The sequence below is a fragment of the Faecalispora sporosphaeroides DSM 1294 genome (assembly GCA_000383295.1).
In the GTDB taxonomy this organism is placed as follows: domain Bacteria; phylum Bacillota; class Clostridia; order Oscillospirales; family Acutalibacteraceae; genus Faecalispora; species Faecalispora sporosphaeroides.
In genome coordinates, this window is sequence record KB911070.1 from 103,401 (window position 1) to 127,363 (window position 23,963).

Here is a 23,963-nt window from a genome sequence, read left to right on the forward strand (position 1 = left end):
ACCGTACCCGGATGAACGGGCACGGTCTTGCTCAAATGAAATTACTGAACGGCCTTGATTTCTTCGGTCAATTTTTTCGCCCAGTCGTTCTCAGCGAGAAGCTTGTTGATGGTGGGCTGAATTTTTTCGATGATTTTCGCCCGGTCTTCTTCGGAGCAGGCGGTTACGGTCACGCCGGCGTCTATCAGCGTTTGCCGATCTTTATCAACGGAGGCAATGTAGTCGTCCCACGCCTGAGCGGCGGCCGCTTTGGCCGCGTCGCGGATGATCTGGCGCTGATTCTCAGACATTTCCCCGAGCTTATCCGTATTCGCAACGATTTCGAGGGTGGCAACAATGTGGTTGGTTTCGTAGAGATACTTCTGAACTTCCTGGAAGTTCTGGGCAAGCACCGTTACCATGCCGTTGTCCTGCCCGTCTACGGTGCCGGTTTCCAGCGCGGTGAACAGCTCGCCGAGCGGAATAACCGTTGCGGAGGCTCCAAGGTTCTGAGCAATGCCGACATGAATGGGGTTGTTGGGCATGCGGAATTTCTGGCCCGCAAAGTCCTCAACGCTCGTCAGCTTCTTGTTTGAGGTAAAGGTACGCGCGGAGTTGGGGCCCCAGCCGAGCAGCTCCACCTCGGGGAATTTTTCGTGGAACTTTGCGCCCACTTCGTCTGCGACCGGGCCCGTCCAGACCTTTTTCGCGTGGTCGAGGTCACGGTACAGGAACGGCCAGTCGGAAATCAGCATCATCGGGAACTCCTGGTTCATCGGGGTGCCGACCACCGTAAAGTCTACGGAGCCGTCGCGCACGGACTGCCAGAGAGCGGCTTCGTCGCCCAGCAGGCCGTCGTGGTAAACATCCACCTTCATCTTGCCGCCGGACTTTTCTTCGATCTGCTTCTTAAAGACGTTGTCAAGGGCCGCCGCCATGGGGTGCGTGGCGCCCCAGTTGTCGCCGATTTTCAGGCTAAACTCCTTTTCCTCCGCGCCGCCTGCGTCTGCGGTGCCTGCGGTGCCGCCGCACGCCGTCGCGAGCGAAGCGATCATCGCAACCGCCAGAATGCTGGAAAACAACTTTTTCACCGTCGGTTTCCCTCCCGAACTCTCAAAAAACTTTTTCATTCTTGAACTCCTCCTGTTTTTCTCACATTCTATCTTTAGCGGCTCCGAAATTTCTCCGCCGCTAAATTCCTGTTTTGAAAAAATAACGCTTATTCCCCAAACACAATAACCATCTTCTTCATGTCCTTTACCGGATGCAGCATGTTCTGAAACACCTGGTCCACCTGATCGAAGGGGATGTAGTGGCTGACCATGCCGTCCAGCTGGAATTTACCCTGTGCAAAGTTCCGGATGGTGGGCTCAAACTGACCGCTGGACATTCTGGTGCCGATGATCGAAAGCTCCCGCGCGTTGATCATCGCCTGTGTGATCCCTTCCGGCTCCGTGCAAAAGCCCAGGGGAACAATGGTCGCTCCGTTTGCGGGAATCCCCTGTTCCAGCACCGCGGTGAGCGAGCCCGGATAGCACGCGGAATCGAAAATCACGTCGACCCCGGCCCCATTTGTAAATTTCTGAACGCACTCCCGAAGATTGTGCACCTTTGTATTGACAACGGAATCGGCGCCGTATTCCTTCGCGCGCTTCAGGGAGCTTTCGTTGATGTCGGCACAAATCACGCGGCAGCCCTTCTGCTTTAAGGTTTGCAGAATCACCGCGCCGATGGTTCCGCTGCCCAGCACCAGCACGGACTCTCCGCCCTGAATTCCGGCCCGCCCGGTGCAGTGGCCGCCAATGGCAAAGGGCTCGATCAGCGCAGCTTCACGATAGGTAATCCCTTTTGGCAGAACGTAAACCTCATGCTCCGGCACGGCAAAATATTCCCTCCAGCCGCCGTCGATCGCAGCGCCGCGCGCCTTTACCGTTTGGCAGATATTTCTGCGTCCGCTCAGGCACTGCGGGCAGTGACCGCAGGCAACCACCAGATCGACCACCACGGCGTCGCCGGGGCGGACGGAGGTTACGTTCCTGCCCACCTCCACCACAACGCCGGCATTCTCATGGCCGGGAATGCGGGGATACACCGCATTGGGGTTTTCGCCCAAAAATAAATGAAAATCGGAACCGCACACGCCGGCCGCCTTCATTTGAATCAACACTTCTCCGTCGCCGGGTTTCGGCACGGGAGCCTGTCGCACTTCAAACTGCCGGGGCCCGGTAATGACTACTTCTTTCAAGATTGTGACCACCCTTCACATTTCCATAATATATATACCATGTTGAATATTACATTAATATATTAACCTGATATAACTGCCTGTCATGTTAAATATAGCATAGTTAAAGGCGACAGTCTATGAGTATATTCTACAAAATGCCGCTCTGTTGTTTATGAATTTGGCCAAAAAGCCGATTTTTTAACATGGGCGCATTGCAATGCCGCATAAATTTTTTCATCCCCTCTTGTATTACAGTGCGTATTGCAATACAATATATTAGACAAATATGTTAGGAATAATTTTTTTCGATTCCATCGTCCACTTTCATTCAAGGAGGGGCATTTGTGACCAATCAGAAGCAACCCAAGGACTCGCAGACAGCGGGAGAAAATGTATATCAGTACCTTCGCAGCAGCATCATTGGGCTGCAGGTGAAGCCCGGCCAGACCATCAACATCAACGAATTGAGTGATTTTTTAAAGGTGAGCCGCTCCCCCATCCGTGACGCTCTGATTCAGCTGGCAAAGGACGGATTGGTGACGACCACGCCGCAAAAGGGCACGATCGTTTCTAAAATTGACATTCAGCGCGTGAGAGACGAACGCTTTATGCGCGCCTGTATTGAGGAGCGGGTTCTGAGGGAGTTTTTGGAAAGCTACCGCGAATCCGACATTGAGACGCTGAAGGATTTGCTGCGGCAGCAGAAGAAGGCGCTGGAAAACAAAGACGCCCGCGATTTTCTGCGCACGGACGACGCCTTTCACACGGTTTTCTTTCAGGCGACCAACCACCCGTTCTGTTTGAAAAACGTTCTGAACATGTCGAACCATTATTACCGGATTCGCCTACTGTCCCTTTCGGAATCGGACATCCGCCAGCAAACCTATGAACAGCACGAAGAAATTCTGCGGCTGATCCAGGAGAGGGACGTTTCAAAAATCAGAACGCTGATCGATCTTCACATTGTGGACAAGCAGGACGAAGAAACCCGCATGAAACGCAAATACCCGGAGCTGTTTACCGCGGTTGAGGAAGCCGACCAGCTCAAGGGCAAAATCTGGGAAGAGGATTTTTTGATGACCATATAATACAAAGCGTTCTGCAAAACAGGCGAAAAGAGGCGCTTCTCTCCCGCCTGCGGCGGAGAAGACGAGGCCTTGTTTTGCCGACAAAAGGGCAGAAAAGCCGAAAGCATCCATGCGCGCGTTACACATGGATGCTTTCGGCTTTTCTCTTGCTTTTCCACAGGAAGCCTATTGGGATGTGCGGTGGAGCACACATCCGGCAAAGTCATACTCAAAGGGATCAAAATGAAGCACAGTTCCAAAGCGGGAGGGTGGGCCCGCTTTGGACTGCACAAATGCACCGGCCGCGCGAGGCTGCGGCTTATTCCAAACCGGGTGCGGAATTTGCTTATTCGTCAATGTTCCCGTTTTCGCGGTAGGAACGCCAGACGTTTTCAAAAAAGTCGTCGTCCTCCGGAATCGGGCGCACGGGCCGCCAGCTGATCTCGCAGGCGCCGTTCTGATAAACAGCCTCCTGAATCACGCCGGCCCCCGCTCCGTTGTCGAGCCGGAAGGTAAAGGTATCCGGCAGAACGGCGTACGGTTTTTCCCCGTGCGGGTCGGTGTACAGGGCGCTTCCCCTGCTTTTTCCGCCGCGCTCGAGATAATCGCGCATGGCGGAGAGATACACCTGCTGGCAGATGAAAACGTCGCGCAAACGGAAGAGCTTGGAAAGCTCCGCGGGGGAAGCGACGGAAACCAGGCCGGAAAACGCGGAAAGCTCCCGGCGCGTTTCCTCCAGGGCGGCGTCAATTCCTTCGCTGCTGCGAATGGCCGCGCCAAAGCGGCTCATCCGCGCCGCGGCGGCATCCCACAGCTGCTGCACGGGCGTACCGGCAGTATTGTGCACTGCTTCGTCCGCAAGGGCGTTCATCTGCTCGGCGGCTTCGAGCGCGCAGGCCAAAAACGCCCGCTCCTCCTCCGGTTCGCCGGTTCTGCGCGCCGCGATATACTCCGCCGCGCGGGAAGAACCCACCTGACCGGCATTCAGCGCGCTGCCGCCCGGACGGTACACGCCATGGCTGGCACTGACCTCTCCGGCGGCAAAAAAGCCCTCCAGATTCGTGTGCCACCACGCGTTGATCGCAAGTCCGCCGTTGTTGTGCTGGGCGCAAAGGGCGATCTCCAGCGGCTCCTCCGCAAGGTTCACGCCGCGTCCGCGGTAAAACTCCACCGCGGGCGCGTTCATGTGCAGCAGGCGCTCATACGGTGTGCCGAAGCAGGCGCCCGCTTTTTCCATATAGTCGCGCGCTTCCGCACCGAGGCTGGAGAAATCCAGCCCGCCGCCGCCCGGATTCGAGCGGAAATCGAGGAACACCCTGCGGCCCTTGCAGCTTTCCAGATAGACGAGAATATCGATGATCGAGCTTCCGTCTTTCACCTTGCGCACGTCAAACGGCCACTGGTAGCCCTTTAAAAACACCTTGGTGAGCATGTCGCCCGGATCGGTAAAGAAGTCAAATAAGAATTCGCGCTCCTCCGAGCCGTCGGGATTTACGGAGAGAAACCGCGGCATCACCTGCATATACGTGCCGGACACATTCCAGCGGGGGCGGGTGGAGGCAAGGCCATACTGCCACTCCGTCAGGTTTTTGCCACGAACTCCGGCCTCGAACGCAATGCCCGTCGCGCCGAAATGGCCGAAGGGATACACGCTGTCCGCATAAATGCCCGCGGGGCCGCCGGTGGCGTAAATCACGTTCTTGCAGCGAAACACCACAAAGCGGCTGTCCGCATGCTCCGGCGCGGAGGTGTCGAGGCAGAAAAGGCCGTACACCCGGCTGCGATCCGAGAGAATCCGGATGACCTGCATCCGGTCAAAAATCGGGATTTTCTTTTCGTTTACCGATTTTTCCAGCGCCTCCGTCATCCTTCTGGAGGTGTAGGGGCCGACGCTGGTCGCCCTGCGGCGCGGATCGTGGTCTGTTTTGTAGCCCACGTATTCCCCATATCGATTTTTCGGGAACGGAACGCCCAGCTCCGCAAGACGCAGAAAGCCCTGCGCGGACAGTGCCGCCTCGCACAGCGCGATATCGCCGTCCACACACTCGCCGGAGAAGAGCGTTTCCGCCATTTCCCGCACACTGTCCGGGTCCCCGCCGGAGAGCGTGAGCTTATAATAGGTCTGTTTGTCCGAACCGGTATTTCTGGAGGTGCCCGCCTTAACGTGCTCGGTTACAATGGCAACATCGTGCTGCCCCAGCATCCAAAGGCGGTCGGCGGCGTTAAAGCCGGCCGCTCCGGAGCCCACAACCACGGTGTTCACCGTGATCTGCCGGTAAGTCCCCTGCGGGGTTTGCAATGAAGATGTGTTCATGGCCGCCTCCCTTGTTTGATTACAGTCGTTTGATGTGGAACCCGCCGTCGATATCGACATAATTGCCGGTGGTATACAAAAACGCGTCGCCGCAGAACGCACTCACGGCATTGGCAACGTCCTCCGGGGTGCCCCAGCGGGCGATCGGGAAAACGCCCTGCTCGATCAGCGATTCGTATTTTTCATGCACGCCGGCGGTCATATCGGTAGAGATCACGCCCGGGCGCACCTCGTGCACCAGAATTCCTTCACCGGCCAGACGATCCGCATATAAAGTGGTCAGCATGGACACGCCCGCCTTGGAAACGCAGTATTCCCCGCGGTTGATGGAAGACACCTCGGCTGAGCAGGACGAAACGTTCACGATGGTGCCGCGCTTTTTGCCCTCGATCGGCTGGCGGAGCATCTGCTTTGCCACGGCCTGGGTAAGAAACATGTTGCCCTTGGTGTTGACGCCCACCACGAAATCGAAGCTTTCTTCGCTCATTTCAAGCAGATCGGCGCGCTTTTTGGGGGCCACGCCCGCGTTGTTGACGAGCACATGGATTCCGCCGAAGCGAGCCACCGCCTCCTGCACGAGCTTCTGGCGATCCTCCGAAGAACCGAGGTTGCCCTGAACATAGTGGTATTCGATTCCCGCTGAGGAAAGCTGATCGAGCCTTTCCTGATTCGCCTCCCGGGGTGTGGTTGCGAATATCACAACGGAAAAGCCGTCCAGCCCAAGCCGGCGGGCAATCGCAAACCCGATTCCCCGGCTTCCTCCGGTCACTATTGCGGTCTTTTTCATAACTGTTCTCTCCTGTTCTAATTTGATCAGACACCGGTTACGGCTCCAGCAGCACCTTTACACTGCCGGCACTTCTGTCGAGGCAGGTTTCCAGCGCCTTCTGCAAATCATCCAGCGGGAACACGTGGGTCACCAGTTTTTCCAGATTCAGCTCGCGGGAAAGCTCGATGGCCACGGGGAAATCCCAGCAATAGCCCTGCGCGCCCTGCACCCGGATTTCACGGGAGACAAACAGGTCTGCCGGGATGCTGATCTTCGGGTTTTCAAAAATACCCACGATCGTTGCAAGACCGTTCTGGCGGATGGACGAGATGGCCTGCACGAAGGTCGCTTCCAGACCGACGCACTCAAAGCTCTTGTCCACACCCTTGCCGCCGGTCAGGCGGTGAAGGACATCCTCCAGCGGCTCTTTGCCGGAATTGACCGCCGCCGTTGCGCCGAGCTCCAGCGCCAGCTTCAAACGGGCGTCGGAGTGGTCGGCGATGATGACCTGCGAAGCGCCGCTCTTTCGGCAAACCGCCGCGATCAGAAGGCCGATCGCGCCCGCGCCGATGACCAGCACGGTTTCGCCCAGCCTGACATCCGCCCGGCGAACCGCGTGCGTCGCAACGGAGAGCGGCTCGATCAGCGCGCCCGCGTGGTAGCTCAGATCATCCGGCAGGCGGAACACATGCTCGGCCTGCGCCATCACATAATCCGCCATGGCACCGTCGCCCTTGCGGTAAGAAAAGCTGATGTTTTCGCAGTACCCGTAGTTGCCGCGGCGGCAGGCCTCGCACGTGCCGCAGACAATGCAGGGCTCGAGCGTGACCCGGTCTCCCTCGCAAAGTCCGTCTACTCCGGGGCCCACTGCGACGATATCGCCGGAAAATTCATGGCCGATCGTCACCGGCAGCGGAACTGCCGGGTGACGGCCCTTAAAGATATGCAGATCGCTGCCGCAGACCGCGCTCGACACCACGCGGATCAGCACCTGGCCCTCTGCGGGCTCGGAAAAGGTTCTCTGCAAAAAATCCGTTTTCATCGGCTCGGCCACGCGGCCGACCCTGCTGTTCCATTCTTTCAAGTGAGGCTCCCCCTTCTACTGAAAGCTGTGCTCGCGCTGCTGTGCTTCCTCTCTGGCCTCGCGGTACAGCGGGGCATACAGCTTGCTGTCTTTGATGACGCAGCCCGTGCGGCCGTGGTCGCGCATGATCTGCGTACACTTGGAACAGGTGATGCAGCACTGCTTCGGATCCATCTCACCTTTGGTGAGAATATCGCGCGGGGCCTCGGGGTAAGCGAAGCTGGAACGGCCCAGGCCCATAAAGCTGCAGCTGTGATCTGCAATGTTTGCCGCGCCCGCGTAGGGCGCGTACTGGCGCAGCCAGGTGTAGCCGTTACCGACGACCGGAACGTCTCCGGCGGCCTGCTGAATGCGGCGGGTAAAGTCAAACAGGCGGGAAACGCTCTCGAGCGGGTGCTCATCCGGCACGGGAATGCCCATGCTGGACTGATCGAAGGGGCGCGTCACCTGCGGATAAATATAGTACGGGTTGCCGGCGGAATTGCTCAGAAGGTCTACGCCCTCTTCCACCAGCATCTTCACGAGCAGCATCGGCTCGGTAGGGTCAAACTTCCACGCGTCGTTTTGGTCCACGCCGAAGCCGTAGGGATAGGGGTGCGCGTCGAACACATTGAAGCGGCAGGCAATGATGAAATCGTCGCCCACAGCCTTGCGCACGGCGCGAATGGTCTGGCGCAGAAAACGCGTTCTGTTCTCAAAGCTGCCGCCGTATTTTCCCTCTCTGGTGTGGGAGGCCAGCAGCTCACTGAGCAGGTACCGATGGCAGCTCTTGATGTCTGCGCCGTCAAAGCCGGCCTCTTTGGCCAGAAGCGCGGACTGCACATACTTTTCGGTGAGCGCGTCGAGGTATTCATCGGTGACGACGGGCGCGTCGGGAGCAAGGCCCACGCGAGGGTCGAGCAGAGGATCGTGCTGCGGCACGAGCGGAGCGCCCTTGTGGCCCTCCGGCCTGGAGTACCGGCCGGAATGCGTCAGCTGAATGATGTTCAGCGGCCGGTGATCCGCGCCGTTTGCGGCCGCGGCGGCCGCGTTGGTTTTTTTCAGCAGTTCGGCAAATTTGCCGACATTCTCTTTGGTGAGCATCATTTGCAGCGGGTTTGCGCGGCCCTCCCGCACAACGGCGCAGGCCTCCCACCACAGCAGCCCGGCCCCACCAGCGGCAAACCGGGTATACCGGCGCTCTACCAGCTCGCTCGGCGAGCCGTCCGGCTCGGAATCGCAGCCCTCCATGGGCAGCACCGCAATTGCGTTCGGCGAGGTTTTTCTGCCGACCTTCACCGGATGTGAGAGCGGGGACAAGTCCTCGCTCAGATGAATATTCGCCCCAAGCTCGGCGACTTTTTCCTTCACCTCTTCAATCGACTGAAAATGAAACTTTTCATGCGAAGCCATTTCATCCGTCCTTTCCTACGTTTTCTTTTTAAGCGAATGATTCACAGCATTCTTATTCTTTCCCAATATCCTGCTTGCTTTCTTCCCTGCCCGCGGCGAGGGAAGAAACCGCTGTGCCGGTGTCGCATATTTTGCGAACATATTTATGCAATCGTTTGCAAAACGAGATCACACTGACCCGTTCAAAAACGGGCCGGGGTGCTGTTTTCAGACTGCCTGTTTTTCACGAAACGCACCGGTCAGGCAGCGGAGCCCCGCCAGTGCCAGCTCATCCGGGGATTCCCCCAGCTGTACCCAGCCGCTGTCGAGCCCGCCGGGCTTGAAGGTCTCCATCGTGACGTGTCCCTCATAGCCGTAGCCGCGCAGCAGACCGAAAATCCGCTCCCACGGGAATATTCCCTGCCCGGGTGCGCCGCGATGATTGGCGCACGCGTGAAAGTGAAACATTTTCCCGGCGGCCAGCACGCGCTCGATCGCACCGCACAGATCCTCCTCTTCGATGCCCGCGTGGAAGGTATCGAAATGAATTCCGAGAAAATCGTCGCCCACATCGTCTGCCATGCGCAGGGCCTGCTCCGCCGTATTCACCACACTGCTGCGGTAACGGTTGAGCGGCTCAATCGCAAGGCGCACCCCGTATTCCCGCGCGCGGGCAGAAAGGGCGCGCAGCCCCTGCACCGCAAGCTCCCACTCGCGCTCGGCTTCGTCCGGCGGCAGCAGGTGGCGCTTTCCGCCGCCAGCGTACAGCGGGCCGGCGAACACGTCGGCCCCGAGCTTTGCCCCGGTTTCAAGGCATTTTGTCAGGTAGTCCATTGTATTGGCCCGAACCTGCGGGTCAAAATTGGAGAGATCGCGCCCCGGCGACATCGCCGCGCAGAGCGAAACGCGAAGGCCGGTTTTGCGGATTTCTTCGGCGAGAGGCGCCGGAACCTCCGGCTGTGTCATCGGGAGCTCCACAGCGTCGAAGCCCATTTCGGCGATCTTCGTCGGCAGTCCCAGGCAATCGCTGCCCAGCGCGTTCGTCCAGTTCCAAAGATTAATGCCAAGCGGGTTCATTTGGTTCACCCTTTCATCGGGTTGATTTTCTAATGACAAGATCGGTATTCAGTATATCGACCGCAGGCTCCGGCAGGCCGCCGGTATGATCCTTATATCGAATCTGATTGATCAGCTTTGTGGCCGCAACGACGCCCATTTCATACAGCGGCTGCGACACGGTGGAAAGCGGTGGCTCCACCAGCGCGGACAGGCCGACGTTGTCGAAGCCCAGCACGGAAATATCCTGCGGGATGCGCACGCCCATATCGTGCAGCGCGTGCAGGATCACGATCGCCTTGGGGTCGCTCGTCGCGAAAATCGCGTCGGGCCAGGGCTCCACCGAAAGCATGTTCCGCGTCAGATAATAAAAGCTGTTGCTGCCGTTGGTCTCCCGCAGGATCAGCCGTTCGTCCACGGGAAGCATATTGTCGCGCAGGGCGGCCAGGTAGCCCTCCAGACGGTCGCGGTACAGAACCACCTCTTCGCGCCCGAGCGCCAGCGCAATGCGGCTGTGCCCCGTGCGCACCAGATAGTTGACCGCATCGTACGACGCCTTGTGGTTGTCGACGATCACCGCGTCCAGATGCTCCTCTTTCGCGCACCGATTGACCAGTACCAGAGGGAAGCCCTCGTCGCGCAGAGCGCGGATGTGGTCGGAGCCCGGCAGCATGGAGCAGACGATAAAGCCGTCGATCCAGCGCTTTTTCAGCTTGTTGATATAGGATTTTTCCACCTCGACATCCTCGTCGGTATTGCACAGGACCACCGTAAAACCGTTTTTGCGGGCGGTATCCTCCACGCCGCGGGTAATGTCCGGGAAAATCAGGTTCTGAATGCTGGGGACCATCAGCGCAATGGTATTGCTGCGCCCCATTTTAAGCCCTTTGGCAAGCACATTCGGGCTATAATCCATTTTCTTCACAGCCTCCAGCACGCGCTGGCGGGTTTGCTCGTTCACATAGCTTTTGCCGCTGAGCACTCTGGAAACAGTGCTGGCCGAAACCCCGGCCACCGCTGCGACATCTTTGATGTTGGTCAAAGTCAATCACCTCAAATGAATCATAGCATTCTTTCCCTGCTCCTGCAACCGTTTTCAGATTGATATGGTCATTTTTTCCAGTAAACCGTCGCTCCCTTATGCGCGGAGGTACAGCTTCTGCGGTACAGATCCAGCCAGCCGATTGCGGGCTTCTCCACCGGCCTCCACGATGCGCGGCGGCGGTCGAACTCCTCGTCGCTGACGTCGATGGTGAGGGTGCGCCCCTCAATGTCGATATGGATGACATCTCCGTTTTCGATCAGGGCCAGATTGCCGCCCTCGTAGGCTTCGGGACTGACATGGCCGATCGCCAGACCGCCCGTGGCGCCGGAAAAGCGCCCGTCGGACACAAGCGCGATCTCCTTGCCCATTCCCTTGCCCAAAACAGCCGCCATGAAGGTTTCCATATGCGGCATGCCGGGGCTTCCCTTCGGGCCTTCGTAGCGGATGACGACGACGTCGCCCGGCACAATCTCATCGCGGAGGATCGCGTTCCACGCGTCGTCCTGCGAATCGTAGCACTTGGCGGGGCCGCTGAACTTCCACGCCTCGGGGTCTACGGCGCTGAATTTGACGATGGCGCTCTCGCTGCCGATGTTGCCGTGCAGCACCGCAAGGCCGCCCTGCTCGTGAATCGGCGCTTCGACCGGACGGATCACATCCGTGTTACTGTTATGCGAAAGCTCCGCCTTTTCGCCGATGGTGCCGAACATGCCGCCGCATTCCGTGTTGATCTTGCCGGCCTTCGCCAGCTCCTTCACAACGGCGCCGAGGCCGCCCGCCGCAGAGAATTCCTCCATGGTGTAGGATGGGTGGTTCGGGTAGATCGCGCTGATCACCGGAACCTCGCGGCTGATGCGGTCGAAGGTTTCGGGCGAAATCTCGCAGCCTACCTGGCGCGCAATGGCCGGGATGTGCAGCAGGCTGTTGGTGGAGCCGCCGGTCGCCATCATATAGCGAACCGCGTTTTCAAAGCTCTGCTGCGTGATAAAGCTCTGCGGCCGGACATTGTCGCGAATGGCCTGCACCAGTCTGCGCGCCGCGCCGCGGGCCATTTCGTGCCACTCGGGCGTCTGGCTGCGCACGCTGGCGTTGCCATGCGGAGACAGACCCAGAATTTCTGCCAGAGCGCACATGGTGTTCGCGGTTCCCATAAACGGGCAGGCGCCCGGGGTGGGGCACGCGTTGCGGACGACCATCTTGTAGTGTTCGCGGTCGATATCGCCCGCGATGTAAGCGGCATACGCCTGCTTGGTGTGCGTGAGGGTCAGCATTTTGCCCTCCTCGGTATGCCCGGCCGCCATAAAGCCGCCGGTGAGCATCACGGTGGGGATATTCACCCGCAGGGCGCCCATAATCATGCCGGGCACCACCTTGTCGCAGGTGGACATAATGACCATACCCTCAAGCATATTCAGCTCGGCGACCATTTCCACCTCGCTCGAAACCAGGTCGCGCGCGGGCAGCGTATAGCGGTCGCCGGGGGTGTTGGAACAGATGCCGTCGCAGATGCCGGTAACGGGAAGCTCCAGCGCAAGGCCGCCAGCCTTGTAAATTTCTTCCTTCATCTCGGCAATGACATCCTTAAACGGAAAATGCCCGGGATTCATTTCGTTCCAGGAATTGACCAGTCCGATCACGGGGCGCTTTGCGTCCTCCTCCGAAACTCCCATTGCGTACAGCAGTGCGTTGCGGTGATCCAGAGATTCTTCATTCCATTCACGGATCATGATTGTTCGCCTCTCAATCTATGTTTCCAAACTCCATTCATCAGCCACCCAGATACGCCTTGCGCACGGTGTCGCTGTGCAGCAGCTCGTCGCCGGTGCCGCTGATATTGATCATGCCGTTTTCCAGAACATACGCCTTGTCGCAGATGGAAAGCGCCTTGCGGGCGTTCTGCTCTACCAGCAGCACGGTGATTCCGGAATTGCGGATTTTTTGAATCAGCTCATACACCTGATTCACGATCAGGGGAGCCAGACCAAGGCTGGGTTCGTCCAGCAGGATGATCTTGGGCCGGGCCATCAGCCCGCGGCTGATCGCAAGCATCTGCTGCTCGCCGCCGGACAGAGTTCCGGCATACTGATCCTGCCGTTCTCTTAAAATGGGGAACAGGCAGTACTGCTCCTGCAGATCGTTTTCCAGCTCTCTGCCCTTAAAGAGGTACCCGCCAACCAGCAGGTTGTCGCGGATGGTAAGGCCGGAAAAGGTTTTGCGGCCCTCCGGCACATGCACGATTCCTCTGGCCACAATCTTGTGCGGCTGGTTCGGCAGGGCCTCGCCCAAAAAGCGAACCGTACCGCCCTGTTGTTTTTTCAGGCCGGAGATCGTACGCAGCAGCGTTGTCTTTCCCGCGCCGTTCGAGCCGATGATGCTGACGATTTCGCCCTCGTTGGCCTCGACGCTGACATGCTTTAATGCCTTTACGTGACCGTAGTCCACGCTCAGATCCGTTACTTCCAGCATTGCCATTGCTTACTCCTCCTTTCCCAGATAGGCTTCGATGACTTCGGGGTTCTGGCGCACCTCATCCGGCGTGCCCACGGCAATGGTTTTGCCGAAGTTCTGCACATGGATTTTGTGCGAGATGCTCATGACCAGCTCCAGACGGTGCTCAATCAGCAAAATCGCAAAGCCGATGTCTGCCGAAAGGCGCCGAATCAGGTCGGTCAGCTCCGAAACCTCCGTGGGGTTCAGGCCCGCCGCGGGCTCGTCGAGCAGAAGCACCTTGGGGTGGCAGGTGAGCGCGCGCGCGATTTCCACACGGCGCTGCTTGCCGTAAGCCAAATTTTCGGGGCGTTCGTTTTTAAAGTCGGCCATGCCGACCAGCTCAAGATACTGCTCGCAGATCTCGCGGCCGCGCTTTTCTTCCGAAAAGCGCTTCGGCGTGGGGAGCAGTCCCCCCGCAATGCCGTACTTCGACTGCGGGTCGAACGCGCACAGCACGTTCTCGAGCACCGTAAGGCCCTTAAACAGGCGGATATTCTGGAACGTGCGCCCCATGCCCTCGCGGGTGATAAGATACTGCTCCATTTTGGTGATGTCTTTGCCTTTGAGGGTAACCGAACCCTCGTCCGCCGTATACACACCGGAGATCACGTTGAAAATAGTGGTTTTGCCGGCTCCGTTCGGGCCGATGATTCCGTGAATCTCGCCCGCTTCCGCTTCCAGAGAAAAATCCTGAATCGCTTTGAGCCCACCGAAGGACTTACTGATATTTTTTACCTCAAGCAGCGCCATCCGTCTTTTCCTCCTTTCGGGATCTTTTTGCCAGCTTTTCCCCCAGCGCTTTCAGGTTACGGGGCGAAAGCTCCCACTCGCCGAAAATACCGGAGGGCTTAAAGTTGATGATGAGCAGAACCAGAATTGCGTAAATGATACTGCGGTACTGGTCGAGCGAACGGAGCACCTCGGGCAGGCCGCTGAGGATGAATGCGCCCACAACAGAGCCCGTCAGGCTGTTGACGCCGCCGAAGAACACCATGATGACCCAGTCCGCGCTCTTTTTCCAGCCGAAAATGGTCGGGTCCACATAAGTAATAAAGAACGCATACAGACAGCCGCTGAACGCCGTAACCGCCACGCTGAGCAGGAATGCGTTCATCTTGATTTTCGGCACGTTGATGCCCATGGCCTTTGCGGCCAGCTCATCGCCGCGCACCGCAATACACTGGCGGCCGTATTTGCTGGTTTTGAACCAGCTAACAATCGCGATTGCCGCAATGGCCGAAGCCAGAGCGAGCAGGAAGGTTGTTTTTCTGGGGATGCCGATAAAGCCGGAGGCACCGCCTGTGAGCTTGGTCGCCCGGTTGAGCAGGGCGGTGATCGCTTCGCCGAACCCGAGCGTGACGAGCGAGATGTAGTCGCGGCGCAGGCGCACCGTCGGGAAGCCGACCAGGTAGCCGATCACCACTGCGATCAGCACCGCCAGAATACAGGCCAGCCAGAACGGGAAGCCGCATTTTACCACCAGTATGCCCGAGGCATAAGAGCCAACCGCCATAAACGCCGCCTGGCCAAGGCTGAACATACCAGTCAGGCCGGTAAGTACATAAACACCGCAGACCGCAACGACCGTAATCAAAATTTGAGTCAGAATCGAAAGATATAATGTCATGCCGGCCCCCCCTTATGCCTTTTCCTGAACGTTCGAGCCTGCAATGCCGCTGGGGCGTACCAACAGAAATACCAGCATGAGCAGGAATGTAAATACCGGCGTATACCCGGAGCCGACCAGGCTGATGAGGATGGTCTCCACAAAGCCGAGCAGAACCGCGCCGATGATTGCGCCGGTCAGGGAGCCGAGGCCGCCGATGACCGATGCGATAAAGCCTTTTACCACAAGGCTGCCGAGCGTGGGATACAGCGTGTAGTTGATGCCGAGGAACACGCCCGCAAGGCCCGCCAGCGCACCCGAAACGATAAAGGTGAACTGAATGGTGCGGGTTACGTTGATGCCCATCAGGCTTGCGGTATCCCGGTCAAAGCTGACGCTGCGAAGGCCGCGCCCCTGACGTGTTTTTTGAAGGATATAAGCAAGTATCAACAGCGTGACCACACTGCAAAAAAACATCAGCAGGTCCGATGTGGAGATAACCACGCTCCCGAACTTAATGGTCGAATTTTGAAAAAACTGCGGGTAGTTGTAGAAGTTTGCGCCTACCTTTACCGTTACGATACCCTCAAACATGGTTCCCAGCGTAATAGAGGATACGAAGAAATAAACGGGAGAGGTATTGTTCAGGGTGATTCGGCGGAATGCGATGAATTCGCCCGCCAACGCGACCAGAGCACCGGTCACAACCGCCACCAAGATGGTGGGGATCAACCCGAGGCCCCTTTCGGCCGCGATAAAATAACCGCAAAAAGCGCTGAGGGTCATTAATGCACCGTGCGAAAAGTTTGAAAACTTCAGCACATTGAAAATCAAAGAAAATCCGGTGGCGATCAGGGCGTAAACAGAGCCGGTCGCCAATCCGTTGACAATGATCTGCAGTGACACGGGATGTCCTCCTTTCATATGGGGATCCCTTCAGTGCGAAGGAATCCCCATCCAAATGAATAGCCGATTCGATGATCAGGCAGAGAATTTTTGCAGGAATTTCGGAGTCGTTCCCTCATAGGTGAACATGAACATCTCCATGCTCTTTGTCATATGAGTCTTGGGATCGATCGAGATATTGCCGGTCATGCCGGTGTAATCGCTGAGGTTCTCCAGAGCGGTGCGAATCTTCGCGGGGTCGCTGGTTCCGTTTTCTTTCAGAACCTTCGCCGCGATGTTGACGATATCGTAGCCGAGGAAGAACTTGTTGGTCGCTTCAACGCCGGTCTTTTCCTTAACCTTCTTGATCATGTCCTGCAGAGCCTGCGTGGTGTCGTCGATGTTGTTGATGTAGTACACGCCGTCGCAGCTGGTGCCCATCATGGTGTTGAAGGGCGGGCAGGCGTCAAGGCCGCAGATCAAAGCGCCCTGATAGCCGAGCGCGCGGGCCGCCGTGGTAATGTTGACGAGGTCTTTGGTGTAGTTGGGAACAAAGATCGCGTCAACCTTCGCGTTTACGATGGGAGAAAGCAGGGTTTTAAAGTCTGTGTCGTTCGCGTTGTAGGCTACCTGCAGATTCTTTGCAAGCGTGCCGCCGGAGCTCTCAACGGTCTGAACGAACGGAGCCAGAAGGGAGGTGGAGTAAGAGTTGCTCTCGTTGTAAATGGCGCCGAAGGACTTAAAGCCGTTTTCGAGCGCATACTTTGCCATGATGGCGCCCTGCTGGTCCGCATTGGGCTGGAAGGTGAACATGTTCTTATACGGGGTACCGTCCTGCTTGAGCTGTGCGTTCTTATCCATCGCCAGGCCCATCACCGGCACATCATACTGCTCGCTGATCTCTTTGATCGCCAGCGCGATGTTCGCAACAGGCGGGCCAACAATAACGCTCACCTTGTCAACGGTAACGGCCTTGGTGAAGGCGTTTACCGCTTCGGTGACGTCGCCCTTGGTATCGTAGCTGTTCATTTTGATCTTCTTGCCGTCAATGCCGCCTTTTTCATTGATTTCGTCAACGGCCCATTGAGCGCCGGCCTGAACCATCTGGCCCAGAGAAGAAGTCGGCCCCGTGACGTCCTGAAGACAGCCGATCACGATCTCTCCTCCCTGATTCGATGAGGACCCGGAAGAGGCAGACGGGCTGCTACAAGCCGTCGCGCTCAGTCCCATAGCAATGGCCATGAGAAATGCGAGTACTTTTTTCATTTCGATTTCCTCCTTAAATTTATGTACTGTCCTGCGGGTGCAGGCAATAACCGAATGTGAAAACGTTTTTACACTGTTGCCGGATCAATAAAAATGGAACAATTAGTAATAATCTTTAAATATAGCGATGAATTTTAAGTGTATATTACCATTCTCGTTCACACTTTGTCAATCTTGAAATCGTTTTTTCCTGTTTTATATAAATAAAACTATGAAAAGGTTTGCACATTACCGATTGCTTTGAATAGTTTCCTAATTATATTTTTGATATTTGTGCTTTTTGCTGCATATTTAATATGAAAACCTTTGCAGAAAATTCCTTTTTCTGCCTGGCTCGCACATAAGTAAGGGTGTTTTATCTTAAAATGCAAGCTTTTTCCCTGCTACTATTTTTTCCCAGAAAGCAGAAATCATACGCCCTGCCCTCGGTAAGGCTCTTTCTGACCATGGCAAGAAAAATACTCCTTGCATTTTGCCGCGCCGACGAGAGAAAACCACAGCAAAAGAAAAAAGGGTGTTCCGTGCAAAGCACAGAACACCCTTTTCCCAAATGAAAGGACAAACCAGATTCAGCCCCGATCCACTTCAATGCCCCAAAGGCCGATGAGATCCGCCGCCTGAAACGGGGTGATCACCAGACCCTTCAGCTCTTCCGCCGTGGACGACACGATCGGCCCGGCCAGTTCATCCGTCGTCAAATTCACGCCGGCCAAAAGCGTTCGGAAAAAATTATTTTTGATCAGCTTGGATTCTATCACGGAAAAGTTCTTCAGCTTCGCCTCGGACAATGAGCCCTCCGTAAAATCGACGCAGTGAAAACAAACGTCTGTGATCCTTGTCCGGTCAAAGCTGGCATAAGAAAGCAGCGTCCGTTCAAAAACCGTTTGCCGCAGCACCGTATCGTTCCAGTTCCCGCCGACGCATTTGCAGTCGGCCCATCGGCAGCGCTCAAAGAAAGCGTTGCTGAAATCGCTGTTTGAAAAATCGCAGGACTGAAAAATGACATCGGTAAACGAGGCGTTCTCAAAGCTGCAATTGCGCAACGCGCTGTTTTCCACAATACCGGCCCGCAGATCCAGACCGGAAAAATCGCCGCCATCAGCCTGTACTGCGCCGCACCGGGCGGCAATGAGCGGCGTTTCCTCCTCCAGACAGCGCAAAATGACGGCGTCAAAATCCTCTATGTTCCAAAGCTCCTTTGCCAGCTTTGGTTCCGCGATTCCCATATGTGTTCCCCGCTCCTTCCCATTTGAAAGCATTCAGGCATAGCCTTTGCCAATGAACTGAAAAAGCACCATGCAGGCGCCGCGATTTTTTCTCCCCGCACGCGGCGGGAAAAAGAATGCCATCCCCTTTTAAAAAGGGTCTGCCCCGGAGGCGCCCGTTTGATCCCCGCCCAACGCAGCGATACAGAAAAATACCGGCTCGCATCAGAACGACACCGGTATCGTACCCTTCTCTTCTGTTTCAGTAGGCCGCGCTCAAGGGATTCAGCACGCCGTAGTTCTTGTTCTCCATATCGTCAATAAACGAAATCGCCTTGCCGGCCCCCACTGCCACGCAGCTTTCGGGAGTTTCGGGCACAAAGACCTTCATCTTCGTTTTCTTGCTGATCAACGTATCAAAGCCGTAAAGCAGCGCGGAACCGCCGGTAAGGATGATGCCGTCTGTGTCGATGTCGCCCATCAGCTCGGGCGGTGTTTTCTCCAGAACCTCCTGCGCGGTGCGGATGATCTGCATCGCGGGCTCGAGGAGCGCTTCCAGCACTTCGTCACAGCTGATGTCTGCCCATTGAGGAAGACCGGTGAGCATATTGCGGCCCTTCACGCGGTGCGTGATGATCTCTTTGCGCGGGTATACACAGCCAATCGCGATTTTGGCTTCCTCCGCCATGCGGGTGCCGATCAGCAGATTGTACTTGCGGCGCACCATTTTGATGATCGCTTCGTCAAAGGCGTCGCCCGCCACTTTGATGGACCGGGCTAACGCGACGCCGCTGAGCGAAATCACGCCCATGTCTGTGGTGCCGCCGCCGATGTCGATCACAAAGCAGCCGTGGGGAACGGAAATATCGACCCCGGCGCCCATCGCCGCCGCGACCGGCTCTTCGATCAGGCAGATCTTGCGCACGCCCGACGCACTGATCGCGTCGACCACCGCACGCTTTTCCACCTCCGTAATGCCGCAGGGGACGCTGACAACCACTCGGGGCATCACCACCCTGCTGACGTTGATCTTCTTTAAATAATGCTGAATCACATACTGAGCCAGCGCAAAATCAGAAATAACGCCGTTGCACAGCGGATGCACCACCGCGATTTTTGAAGAGGTGCGCCCCACCATGGCGTAGGCCTCATGCCCGATCGCCACAATGTTGTCCGTGTCCTGCTCATATGCCACAACGGATGGTTCATTCAGGATAATTCCCTTGCCATCCAGGTATATTTTTACCGACGATGTTCCGAGATCAATTGCAATGTCTGTTCCAAGCACCGCACAGGTCACCTGCCTTTCTCCCATTTCTGCCGCGGGCTGATTGCCCGCATTCGGCAGATTTAGTATATAATTATAGAACATTTTGCCCCTTTTTTCAACAGGAAATGGATTCCGGTTGGGCGGAGACGCGGCACGCCGCTGCACAAAGCACCTCTTTTGCACCGGCGGCATACAGCACCGCGGCACATTCGCCAAGCGTGGCGCCCGTGGTGAGAATGTCGTCCACCAAAAGGATGCGGCACCCTTCCACCGGAACACCCGGGAGAATGCGGTACACGCCGCGCACATTCTGGCGGCGGTCTTTTTTGTGCAAACGGTGCTGCTCCCGATTTTCCACATGCTTTTCGAGCACGGTGAAATAGGGCAGCCCGGCCAGCGCGGCCAGCTCCCGCGCAATGCGCTCCGACTGGTTATAGCCGCGCTGCCGCAGCCTTTCCCGCGACAGCGGCACACTCGCAACAAAATCCGCACGGGTGAGAAACGGGCTTTGCCGCAGCTGCGAAAAAATCCTTTGCGCGAAAAAACGCGCGTGCTTCGGCATGTTGTGGAATTTAAAATCCAGCATCGCCTTTCGCAGCGGGCCGTCATATGGATCGGGAGCGACGCAAACAAAAGTCTTCCCGGTTTCCGGTTCGATCATGCGCACGCTCCAGTTTGCGGGCAAAAGCGCCTTCTCACAGGCCTCGCAGCATTCGCGGCCGGGCGGCACGATGTTTCGGCAAAGCAGGCAGCGCGGCGGATAAAAAAATTCCAGCACGCCGTCCCACAGGCTTTTACATTTCATGTACGCTTTCCTCCGACAGGAACCAGCCCAGCCCCGAATAGCGCAGCGTCTTTCGATTGTTGTTGACCATGGCCTCGATCACCTGCTCCATGCCCACCAGAATCAGCAGCGATTTGGCGCGGGTGATGGCCGTGTAAAGCAGGTTGCGGTAATTCAGCTGCGACGGCCCGGTATACAGCGGAATCACCACCGCCTGAAATTCGTTGCCCTGGCTTTTGTGAACCGTCATGGCATACGCCAGGTCGAGCTCCGCCGCGCTTTCGAGCGGGTAGAGCACATAGCGGTCGTCCATCTGCACCGTGAGCGTACCGCCGCGCTTGTCAATTTCGAGCAGGATGCCGACATCGCCGTTGTACACGCCCTCGCCGGTGCTGCCGTCCGGGCGCTGCCAGGTCAGGTTATAGTCGTTGCGCACCTGCATCACCTTGTCACCCGTGCGCAGAACGGCGCCGTTCACATTGATCTCGCGCTTCTGCGGCCCGGGAGGATTCAGTGCCTCTTGCAGGCGGCGGTTCATTTCCTCCGTGCCCACGGCGCCGCGCTTGCCGGGGCAGAGCACCTGAATATCAGCCGCGGGGTCGTAGCCGTAGGTGCGGGGCAAACGCTCGGTATACAGCCCAACGACCGTATCCGCGATGCGGTCGGCCTGCCGCATGGGCAGAAAGAAAAAGTCCCCGGTGCGGTCGTGCAGCTCCGGCATTTCGCCCGCCACCACACGGTGCGCATTGCGTACGATCAGGCTGTTCATCGACTGGCGGAACACCTCCTGCAGCTGCACGACGGGGAATTTGCCGCAGCGGATCAGATCGCCCAGCACGTTGCCCGCGCCGACGGACGGCAGCTGGTCGCAGTCGCCCACCAGAATCAGCCGGCAGCCGAGCGGGAGCGCGTGCAGCACGCTTTCAAACAGCTGAACGTCCACCATCGAGAGCTCGTCCAGCACCAGCGCGTCGCAATCCAGCAAATTTTTCTCGTTGCGCGCGAAGGTGGGCGCGTCGCGGTCGTTCCACTCCACCTGAAGCATCCGGTGGATGGTTTTCGCCTCCTTGCCCGTCACCTCAGACATGCGCTTCGCCGCCCGCCCGGTGGGCGCCGCAAGCAGCACCTTTTCCCCCTGCTCCTCCAGAATGGAAATGATGGCGTTGAGGGCCGTCGTTTTTCCGGTGCCGGGGCCGCCGGTCAAAATCAGCATCCCCTGCTCGAGCGCCTGCCGCACCGCCAGCTTCTGCCCCTCGGCATACGCGATGCCAAGGCGCTTTTCCACCGCCGCGATATACCCGCCGACATTTCGCAGCGACTGCGCCGGGTAGCGAAGCAGCATCAGCAGCCGCCCCGCGCAGTACGATTCGGACTGATAATAGCGCGGCAGAAAGATAAACTCCCGCCCCCCGAGCAGCTGGGGAATCAGCGCACGCTCTTCCTTCAACTCTTCGAGCACGGAGGAAAGCGTCTCCGGCTCCACGCCGAGCATGCGCGCGGCGGCGGGAATCAGCTTGTCCTTCGGCAGGCAGGTATGGCCGTTGTTCGTGTTGTGCCGCAGCACATAGTGGAGTCCCGCGCGCAGGCGCGAAAAATCGTCCTGCTCCACGCTCGCGGATTCTGCGATGAGATCGGCGCGCCCAAAATCGATATCGACGCCGTCGGCGCACAGCAGAAATGGATCGGTGCGAATCAGCTCTTTCGAGGAAGGGCCGTACTGCTTCCAAACCCGCAGAGCTTCTTCCGGCGTGATCCCAAACCCGCCAAGATACAACATAATTTCTCGAATCCCGTAAATGCGCTGGAACTCCTGTGCAATTTTTTCTGCTTTGGCGCGTGTCAAACCCTTGATGGTAGAAAGGCGCTCCGGCTCCTGCTCCATCACCTCGAGCGTATGTTCGCCGAAGGCCTCCACCAAACGGGTCGCCGTGGCCGGGCCGATTCCCTTGATGGCGCCCGAGGACAGGTACCGCAGAATGGCGTCTGCCGTTTTGGGCGCGGAACGCTCGAATGCCTCCGCCTTAAACTGCTGGCCGAAGCTCGGGTGATGAATCCAGGTGCCGATGACGCGCAGCTCTTCCCCACAGCCAACCCAGGGGAGGGTGCCGACCACCGTGATCAGCTCCTCCCCTGCTTTCAGCTCCAGAATTTTATACCCGTTATTCTCATTGCTAAAGACAATTTCTTCCACCGTGCCGGTCAGTTCCAGCAATTGTTTTTCCTGCATATTCCCATCCTCGGCTGTGTTTCCTATTCAATTCAGTATACCTCTTTTTCTATGTATTTGCAAACTCCCCGTTCAGTGTTTCCGGCAGATCGGCCGCCATGCAGAGCCGGACGCTCGGGTTGGCGAGGGCAAATGTTTCGCAGATCTCCCTCGTTTCGCGATCCATTCCGCAGTCCACGCAGATCAGCTCCCTGTGCCCGGTATGACGAAGCCAGCGCAAACGCTCGAGCGCTCCGCGCAGCCGATACTCCACCTTGCTGTCGTTCCCCGAAACGCACACCAAAACCGTGATCTTCTCTTCCCAGCCGGGGCGGGTCAGCCAGAACAATACAAAACGGCACAGCTCCGTAAGGCCGACTACCGCGAAAAACGCCACCAGAATTCTGCCGATCATATCTTCCATTTGCAATCACCTCATTGCTATGATATGCGAAAAAGGAAAAAATGACAGCAATACCCGCCGGCGTTCCCCAGGTCTGCTTGAGGCGCAAACATTTTGGAAAATCACTGCGGCGGGCTCTTTTCATTCCTTATCAATCAAGAACTTGTACACGGCGTCGACTCCTGCCTGTAAAATTCGCTCATTATCGATTTCGTTTTGGCAAAAAACAATTTGATCCACAACCGAGCTCACCAAATTGAAAACAACAATGGCGGCGGCCTCGATATCTTTTACATTTATGAATTCTTTATTTGCGTAAAAACATTGAAGCGTTGCCTGCCATGTCTTTTCCCTCTGCCGCTTTTGAATAGCAGCCACCTGCGGCATAGTGGAACAAAGAAGCTCCATTTCTCGGTTTAATTCCTTTGATATTTGATGCACCCGAATCAGCCCCTCCATCAAGCGGCGAAACCATGCCCTGAGGTTGTTCGCATACTGTTCCATCTCACAGGACAGTTCGTTATGCACTTTAAAAAAAGAATCGTTATATCGTTCTAAAATCTCTAAGAAGATGGTGTCTTTATCTTTAAAATAGGAATAAAGGCTGCCGATTGATACATTTGCAACCTGTGCTATTTCATTTGTAGTTGTATTATAGTATCCCTTTTCACAAAAGAGCTGATAAGCTGCGGAAACTATTTTTTCTTTTGTTTCAATGCTTCTTTTCTGCCGTGGCTTACGTACCGCTTTTTCTGCTTCCATTTTGTCCACCTCTATTTTATTATAATGCAAATGATGTTATTTGTAAACAAATAAGAGCTTTTGCTCATATTATGATTGACATTCGGATGTCAAAGGAATATATTTAATGTGAGCTTTTGCTCATATTAAATATGCAAAGAAGGAAACATCGTGTACTCTATTCAAAGAAATCCC

General features: G+C 56.7%; 21 protein-coding genes. 1 reads left to right on the plus strand and 20 read right to left on the minus strand.

Annotated elements, in window-relative coordinates; all coding sequences use genetic code 11:
- Positions 1-41: 41 nt before the first annotated feature.
- Together G340_RS0110170 and G340_RS0110175 are read right to left on the minus strand one after the other, a co-directional pair.
- Positions 42-1,109, minus strand: a complete 1,068-nt coding sequence (locus G340_RS0110170; protein ID WP_020073550.1) for a TRAP transporter substrate-binding protein — start codon at positions 1,107-1,109, stop codon at positions 42-44.
- 89 nt (positions 1,110-1,198) lie between these two features.
- Positions 1,199-2,224 (minus strand): zinc-dependent alcohol dehydrogenase, encoded by a 1,026-nt coding sequence (locus G340_RS0110175; RefSeq protein ID WP_027103957.1) that lies wholly within the window; start codon positions 2,222-2,224, stop codon positions 1,199-1,201.
- Between the two features lie 326 nt (positions 2,225-2,550).
- On the opposite strand from G340_RS0110175, the gene G340_RS0110180 reads away from it, so the two are divergent.
- Positions 2,551-3,294 carry a GntR family transcriptional regulator gene (locus G340_RS0110180; RefSeq protein WP_020073552.1) on the plus strand — a complete coding sequence of 248 codons (744 nt, stop codon included), beginning with the start codon at positions 2,551-2,553 and terminating at the stop codon, positions 3,292-3,294.
- Positions 3,295-3,619: 325 nt separating this feature from the next.
- Here the strand turns inward: G340_RS0110180 and G340_RS0110185 are convergent, their stop codons facing one another.
- The 18 genes from G340_RS0110185 to G340_RS0110270 all read right to left on the minus strand — a co-directional run bounded on the left by G340_RS0110185 (position 3,620) and on the right by G340_RS0110270 (position 23,789).
- The gene (locus tag G340_RS0110185) at positions 3,620-5,587 is read right to left on the minus strand and encodes an FAD-binding protein (RefSeq protein ID WP_020073553.1); all 1,968 of its coding nucleotides are present in this window, start codon (positions 5,585-5,587) and stop codon (positions 3,620-3,622) included.
- A gap of 19 nt (positions 5,588-5,606) precedes the next feature.
- Positions 5,607-6,374 carry a 3-ketoacyl-ACP reductase gene (locus tag G340_RS0110190; RefSeq protein ID WP_020073554.1) on the minus strand — a complete coding sequence of 256 codons (768 nt, stop codon included), beginning with the start codon at positions 6,372-6,374 and terminating at the stop codon, positions 5,607-5,609.
- A 37-nt stretch (positions 6,375-6,411) separates the two neighbouring features.
- The gene (locus G340_RS0110195) at positions 6,412-7,440 is read right to left on the minus strand and encodes a zinc-dependent alcohol dehydrogenase (protein ID WP_020073555.1); all 1,029 of its coding nucleotides are present in this window, start codon (positions 7,438-7,440) and stop codon (positions 6,412-6,414) included.
- A 15-nt stretch (positions 7,441-7,455) separates the two neighbouring features.
- Entirely contained in the window at positions 7,456-8,832 is a 1,377-nt protein-coding gene (locus G340_RS0110200) for an oxidoreductase (RefSeq protein ID WP_020073556.1), read from the minus strand.
- A 207-nt stretch (positions 8,833-9,039) separates the two neighbouring features.
- On the minus strand, positions 9,040-9,888 hold the full coding sequence (locus tag G340_RS0110205; protein ID WP_020073557.1) for a sugar phosphate isomerase/epimerase family protein: 849 nt from the start codon (positions 9,886-9,888) through the stop codon (positions 9,040-9,042).
- A 13-nt stretch (positions 9,889-9,901) separates the two neighbouring features.
- Entirely contained in the window at positions 9,902-10,909 is a 1,008-nt protein-coding gene (locus G340_RS0110210) for a LacI family DNA-binding transcriptional regulator (protein WP_020073558.1), read from the minus strand.
- Between the two features lie 68 nt (positions 10,910-10,977).
- Positions 10,978-12,639 (minus strand): dihydroxy-acid dehydratase, encoded by a 1,662-nt coding sequence (gene ilvD / locus G340_RS0110215; RefSeq protein WP_020073559.1) that lies wholly within the window; start codon positions 12,637-12,639, stop codon positions 10,978-10,980.
- A 40-nt stretch (positions 12,640-12,679) separates the two neighbouring features.
- Positions 12,680-13,384, minus strand: a complete 705-nt coding sequence (locus tag G340_RS0110220; protein WP_020073560.1) for an ABC transporter ATP-binding protein — start codon at positions 13,382-13,384, stop codon at positions 12,680-12,682.
- A 3-nt stretch (positions 13,385-13,387) separates the two neighbouring features.
- Positions 13,388-14,152 (minus strand): ABC transporter ATP-binding protein, encoded by a 765-nt coding sequence (locus G340_RS0110225; protein WP_020073561.1) that lies wholly within the window; start codon positions 14,150-14,152, stop codon positions 13,388-13,390.
- Complete coding sequence (locus tag G340_RS0110230; RefSeq protein WP_020073562.1) at positions 14,139-15,029, minus strand: branched-chain amino acid ABC transporter permease; 891 nt, start codon at positions 15,027-15,029, stop codon at positions 14,139-14,141. Before G340_RS0110230 ends, G340_RS0110225 begins: the two co-directional genes overlap by 14 nt.
- Positions 15,030-15,041: 12 nt before the next feature.
- Positions 15,042-15,914: a branched-chain amino acid ABC transporter permease gene (locus G340_RS0110235; protein WP_020073563.1), complete on the minus strand. Its 873-nt coding sequence runs from the start codon at positions 15,912-15,914 to the stop codon at positions 15,042-15,044.
- Positions 15,915-15,989: 75 nt separating this feature from the next.
- Positions 15,990-17,159, minus strand: coding sequence for an ABC transporter substrate-binding protein (locus G340_RS0110240; RefSeq protein ID WP_020073564.1), 1,170 nt, complete (start codon positions 17,157-17,159; stop codon positions 15,990-15,992).
- A 569-nt stretch (positions 17,160-17,728) separates the two neighbouring features.
- On the minus strand, positions 17,729-18,385 hold the full coding sequence (locus G340_RS0110245; protein WP_020073565.1) for a pentapeptide repeat-containing protein: 657 nt from the start codon (positions 18,383-18,385) through the stop codon (positions 17,729-17,731).
- A 241-nt stretch (positions 18,386-18,626) separates the two neighbouring features.
- Positions 18,627-19,736: a rod shape-determining protein gene (mreB, locus tag G340_RS0110250; protein WP_020073566.1), complete on the minus strand. Its 1,110-nt coding sequence runs from the start codon at positions 19,734-19,736 to the stop codon at positions 18,627-18,629.
- Between the two features lie 13 nt (positions 19,737-19,749).
- Positions 19,750-20,439, minus strand: a complete 690-nt coding sequence (locus G340_RS0110255; protein WP_020073567.1) for a ComF family protein — start codon at positions 20,437-20,439, stop codon at positions 19,750-19,752.
- Complete coding sequence (recD2, locus tag G340_RS0110260) at positions 20,429-22,645, minus strand: SF1B family DNA helicase RecD2 (protein WP_020073568.1); 2,217 nt, start codon at positions 22,643-22,645, stop codon at positions 20,429-20,431. Before recD2 ends, G340_RS0110255 begins: the two co-directional genes overlap by 11 nt.
- Positions 22,646-22,694: 49 nt before the next feature.
- On the minus strand, positions 22,695-23,048 hold the full coding sequence (locus tag G340_RS0110265) for a hypothetical protein (protein ID WP_020073569.1): 354 nt from the start codon (positions 23,046-23,048) through the stop codon (positions 22,695-22,697).
- Between the two features lie 120 nt (positions 23,049-23,168).
- Complete coding sequence (locus G340_RS0110270) at positions 23,169-23,789, minus strand: TetR/AcrR family transcriptional regulator (protein WP_020073570.1); 621 nt, start codon at positions 23,787-23,789, stop codon at positions 23,169-23,171.
- Positions 23,790-23,963 lie beyond the last annotated feature (174 nt).

Bases quoted from the DNA above. Each gene is read 5' to 3' on its own strand.
- G340_RS0110245 (WP_020073565.1), bottom strand. From the start codon at position 18,385: ATGGGAATCGCGGAACCAAAGCTGGCAAAGGAGCTTTGGAACATAGAG.
- G340_RS0110255 (WP_020073567.1), bottom strand. From the start codon at position 20,439: ATGAAATGTAAAAGCCTGTGGGACGGCGTGCTGGAATTTTTTTATCCG.
- ilvD (WP_020073559.1), bottom strand. From the start codon at position 12,639: ATGATCCGTGAATGGAATGAAGAATCTCTGGATCACCGCAACGCACTG.
- recD2 (WP_020073568.1), bottom strand. From the start codon at position 22,645: ATGCAGGAAAAACAATTGCTGGAACTGACCGGCACGGTGGAAGAAATT.
- G340_RS0110205 (WP_020073557.1), bottom strand. From the start codon at position 9,888: ATGAACCCGCTTGGCATTAATCTTTGGAACTGGACGAACGCGCTGGGC.
- G340_RS0110220 (WP_020073560.1), bottom strand. From the start codon at position 13,384: ATGGCAATGCTGGAAGTAACGGATCTGAGCGTGGACTACGGTCACGTA.
- G340_RS0110225 (WP_020073561.1), bottom strand. From the start codon at position 14,152: ATGGCGCTGCTTGAGGTAAAAAATATCAGTAAGTCCTTCGGTGGGCTC.
- G340_RS0110240 (WP_020073564.1), bottom strand. From the start codon at position 17,159: ATGAAAAAAGTACTCGCATTTCTCATGGCCATTGCTATGGGACTGAGC.
- G340_RS0110185 (WP_020073553.1), bottom strand. From the start codon at position 5,587: ATGAACACATCTTCATTGCAAACCCCGCAGGGGACTTACCGGCAGATC.
- G340_RS0110230 (WP_020073562.1), bottom strand. From the start codon at position 15,029: ATGACATTATATCTTTCGATTCTGACTCAAATTTTGATTACGGTCGTT.
- G340_RS0110170 (WP_020073550.1), bottom strand. From the start codon at position 1,109: ATGAAAAAGTTTTTTGAGAGTTCGGGAGGGAAACCGACGGTGAAAAAG.
- G340_RS0110200 (WP_020073556.1), bottom strand. From the start codon at position 8,832: ATGGCTTCGCATGAAAAGTTTCATTTTCAGTCGATTGAAGAGGTGAAG.
- G340_RS0110190 (WP_020073554.1), bottom strand. From the start codon at position 6,374: ATGAAAAAGACCGCAATAGTGACCGGAGGAAGCCGGGGAATCGGGTTT.
- G340_RS0110270 (WP_020073570.1), bottom strand. From the start codon at position 23,789: ATGGAAGCAGAAAAAGCGGTACGTAAGCCACGGCAGAAAAGAAGCATT.
- G340_RS0110265 (WP_020073569.1), bottom strand. From the start codon at position 23,048: ATGGAAGATATGATCGGCAGAATTCTGGTGGCGTTTTTCGCGGTAGTC.
- mreB (WP_020073566.1), bottom strand. From the start codon at position 19,736: ATGTTCTATAATTATATACTAAATCTGCCGAATGCGGGCAATCAGCCC.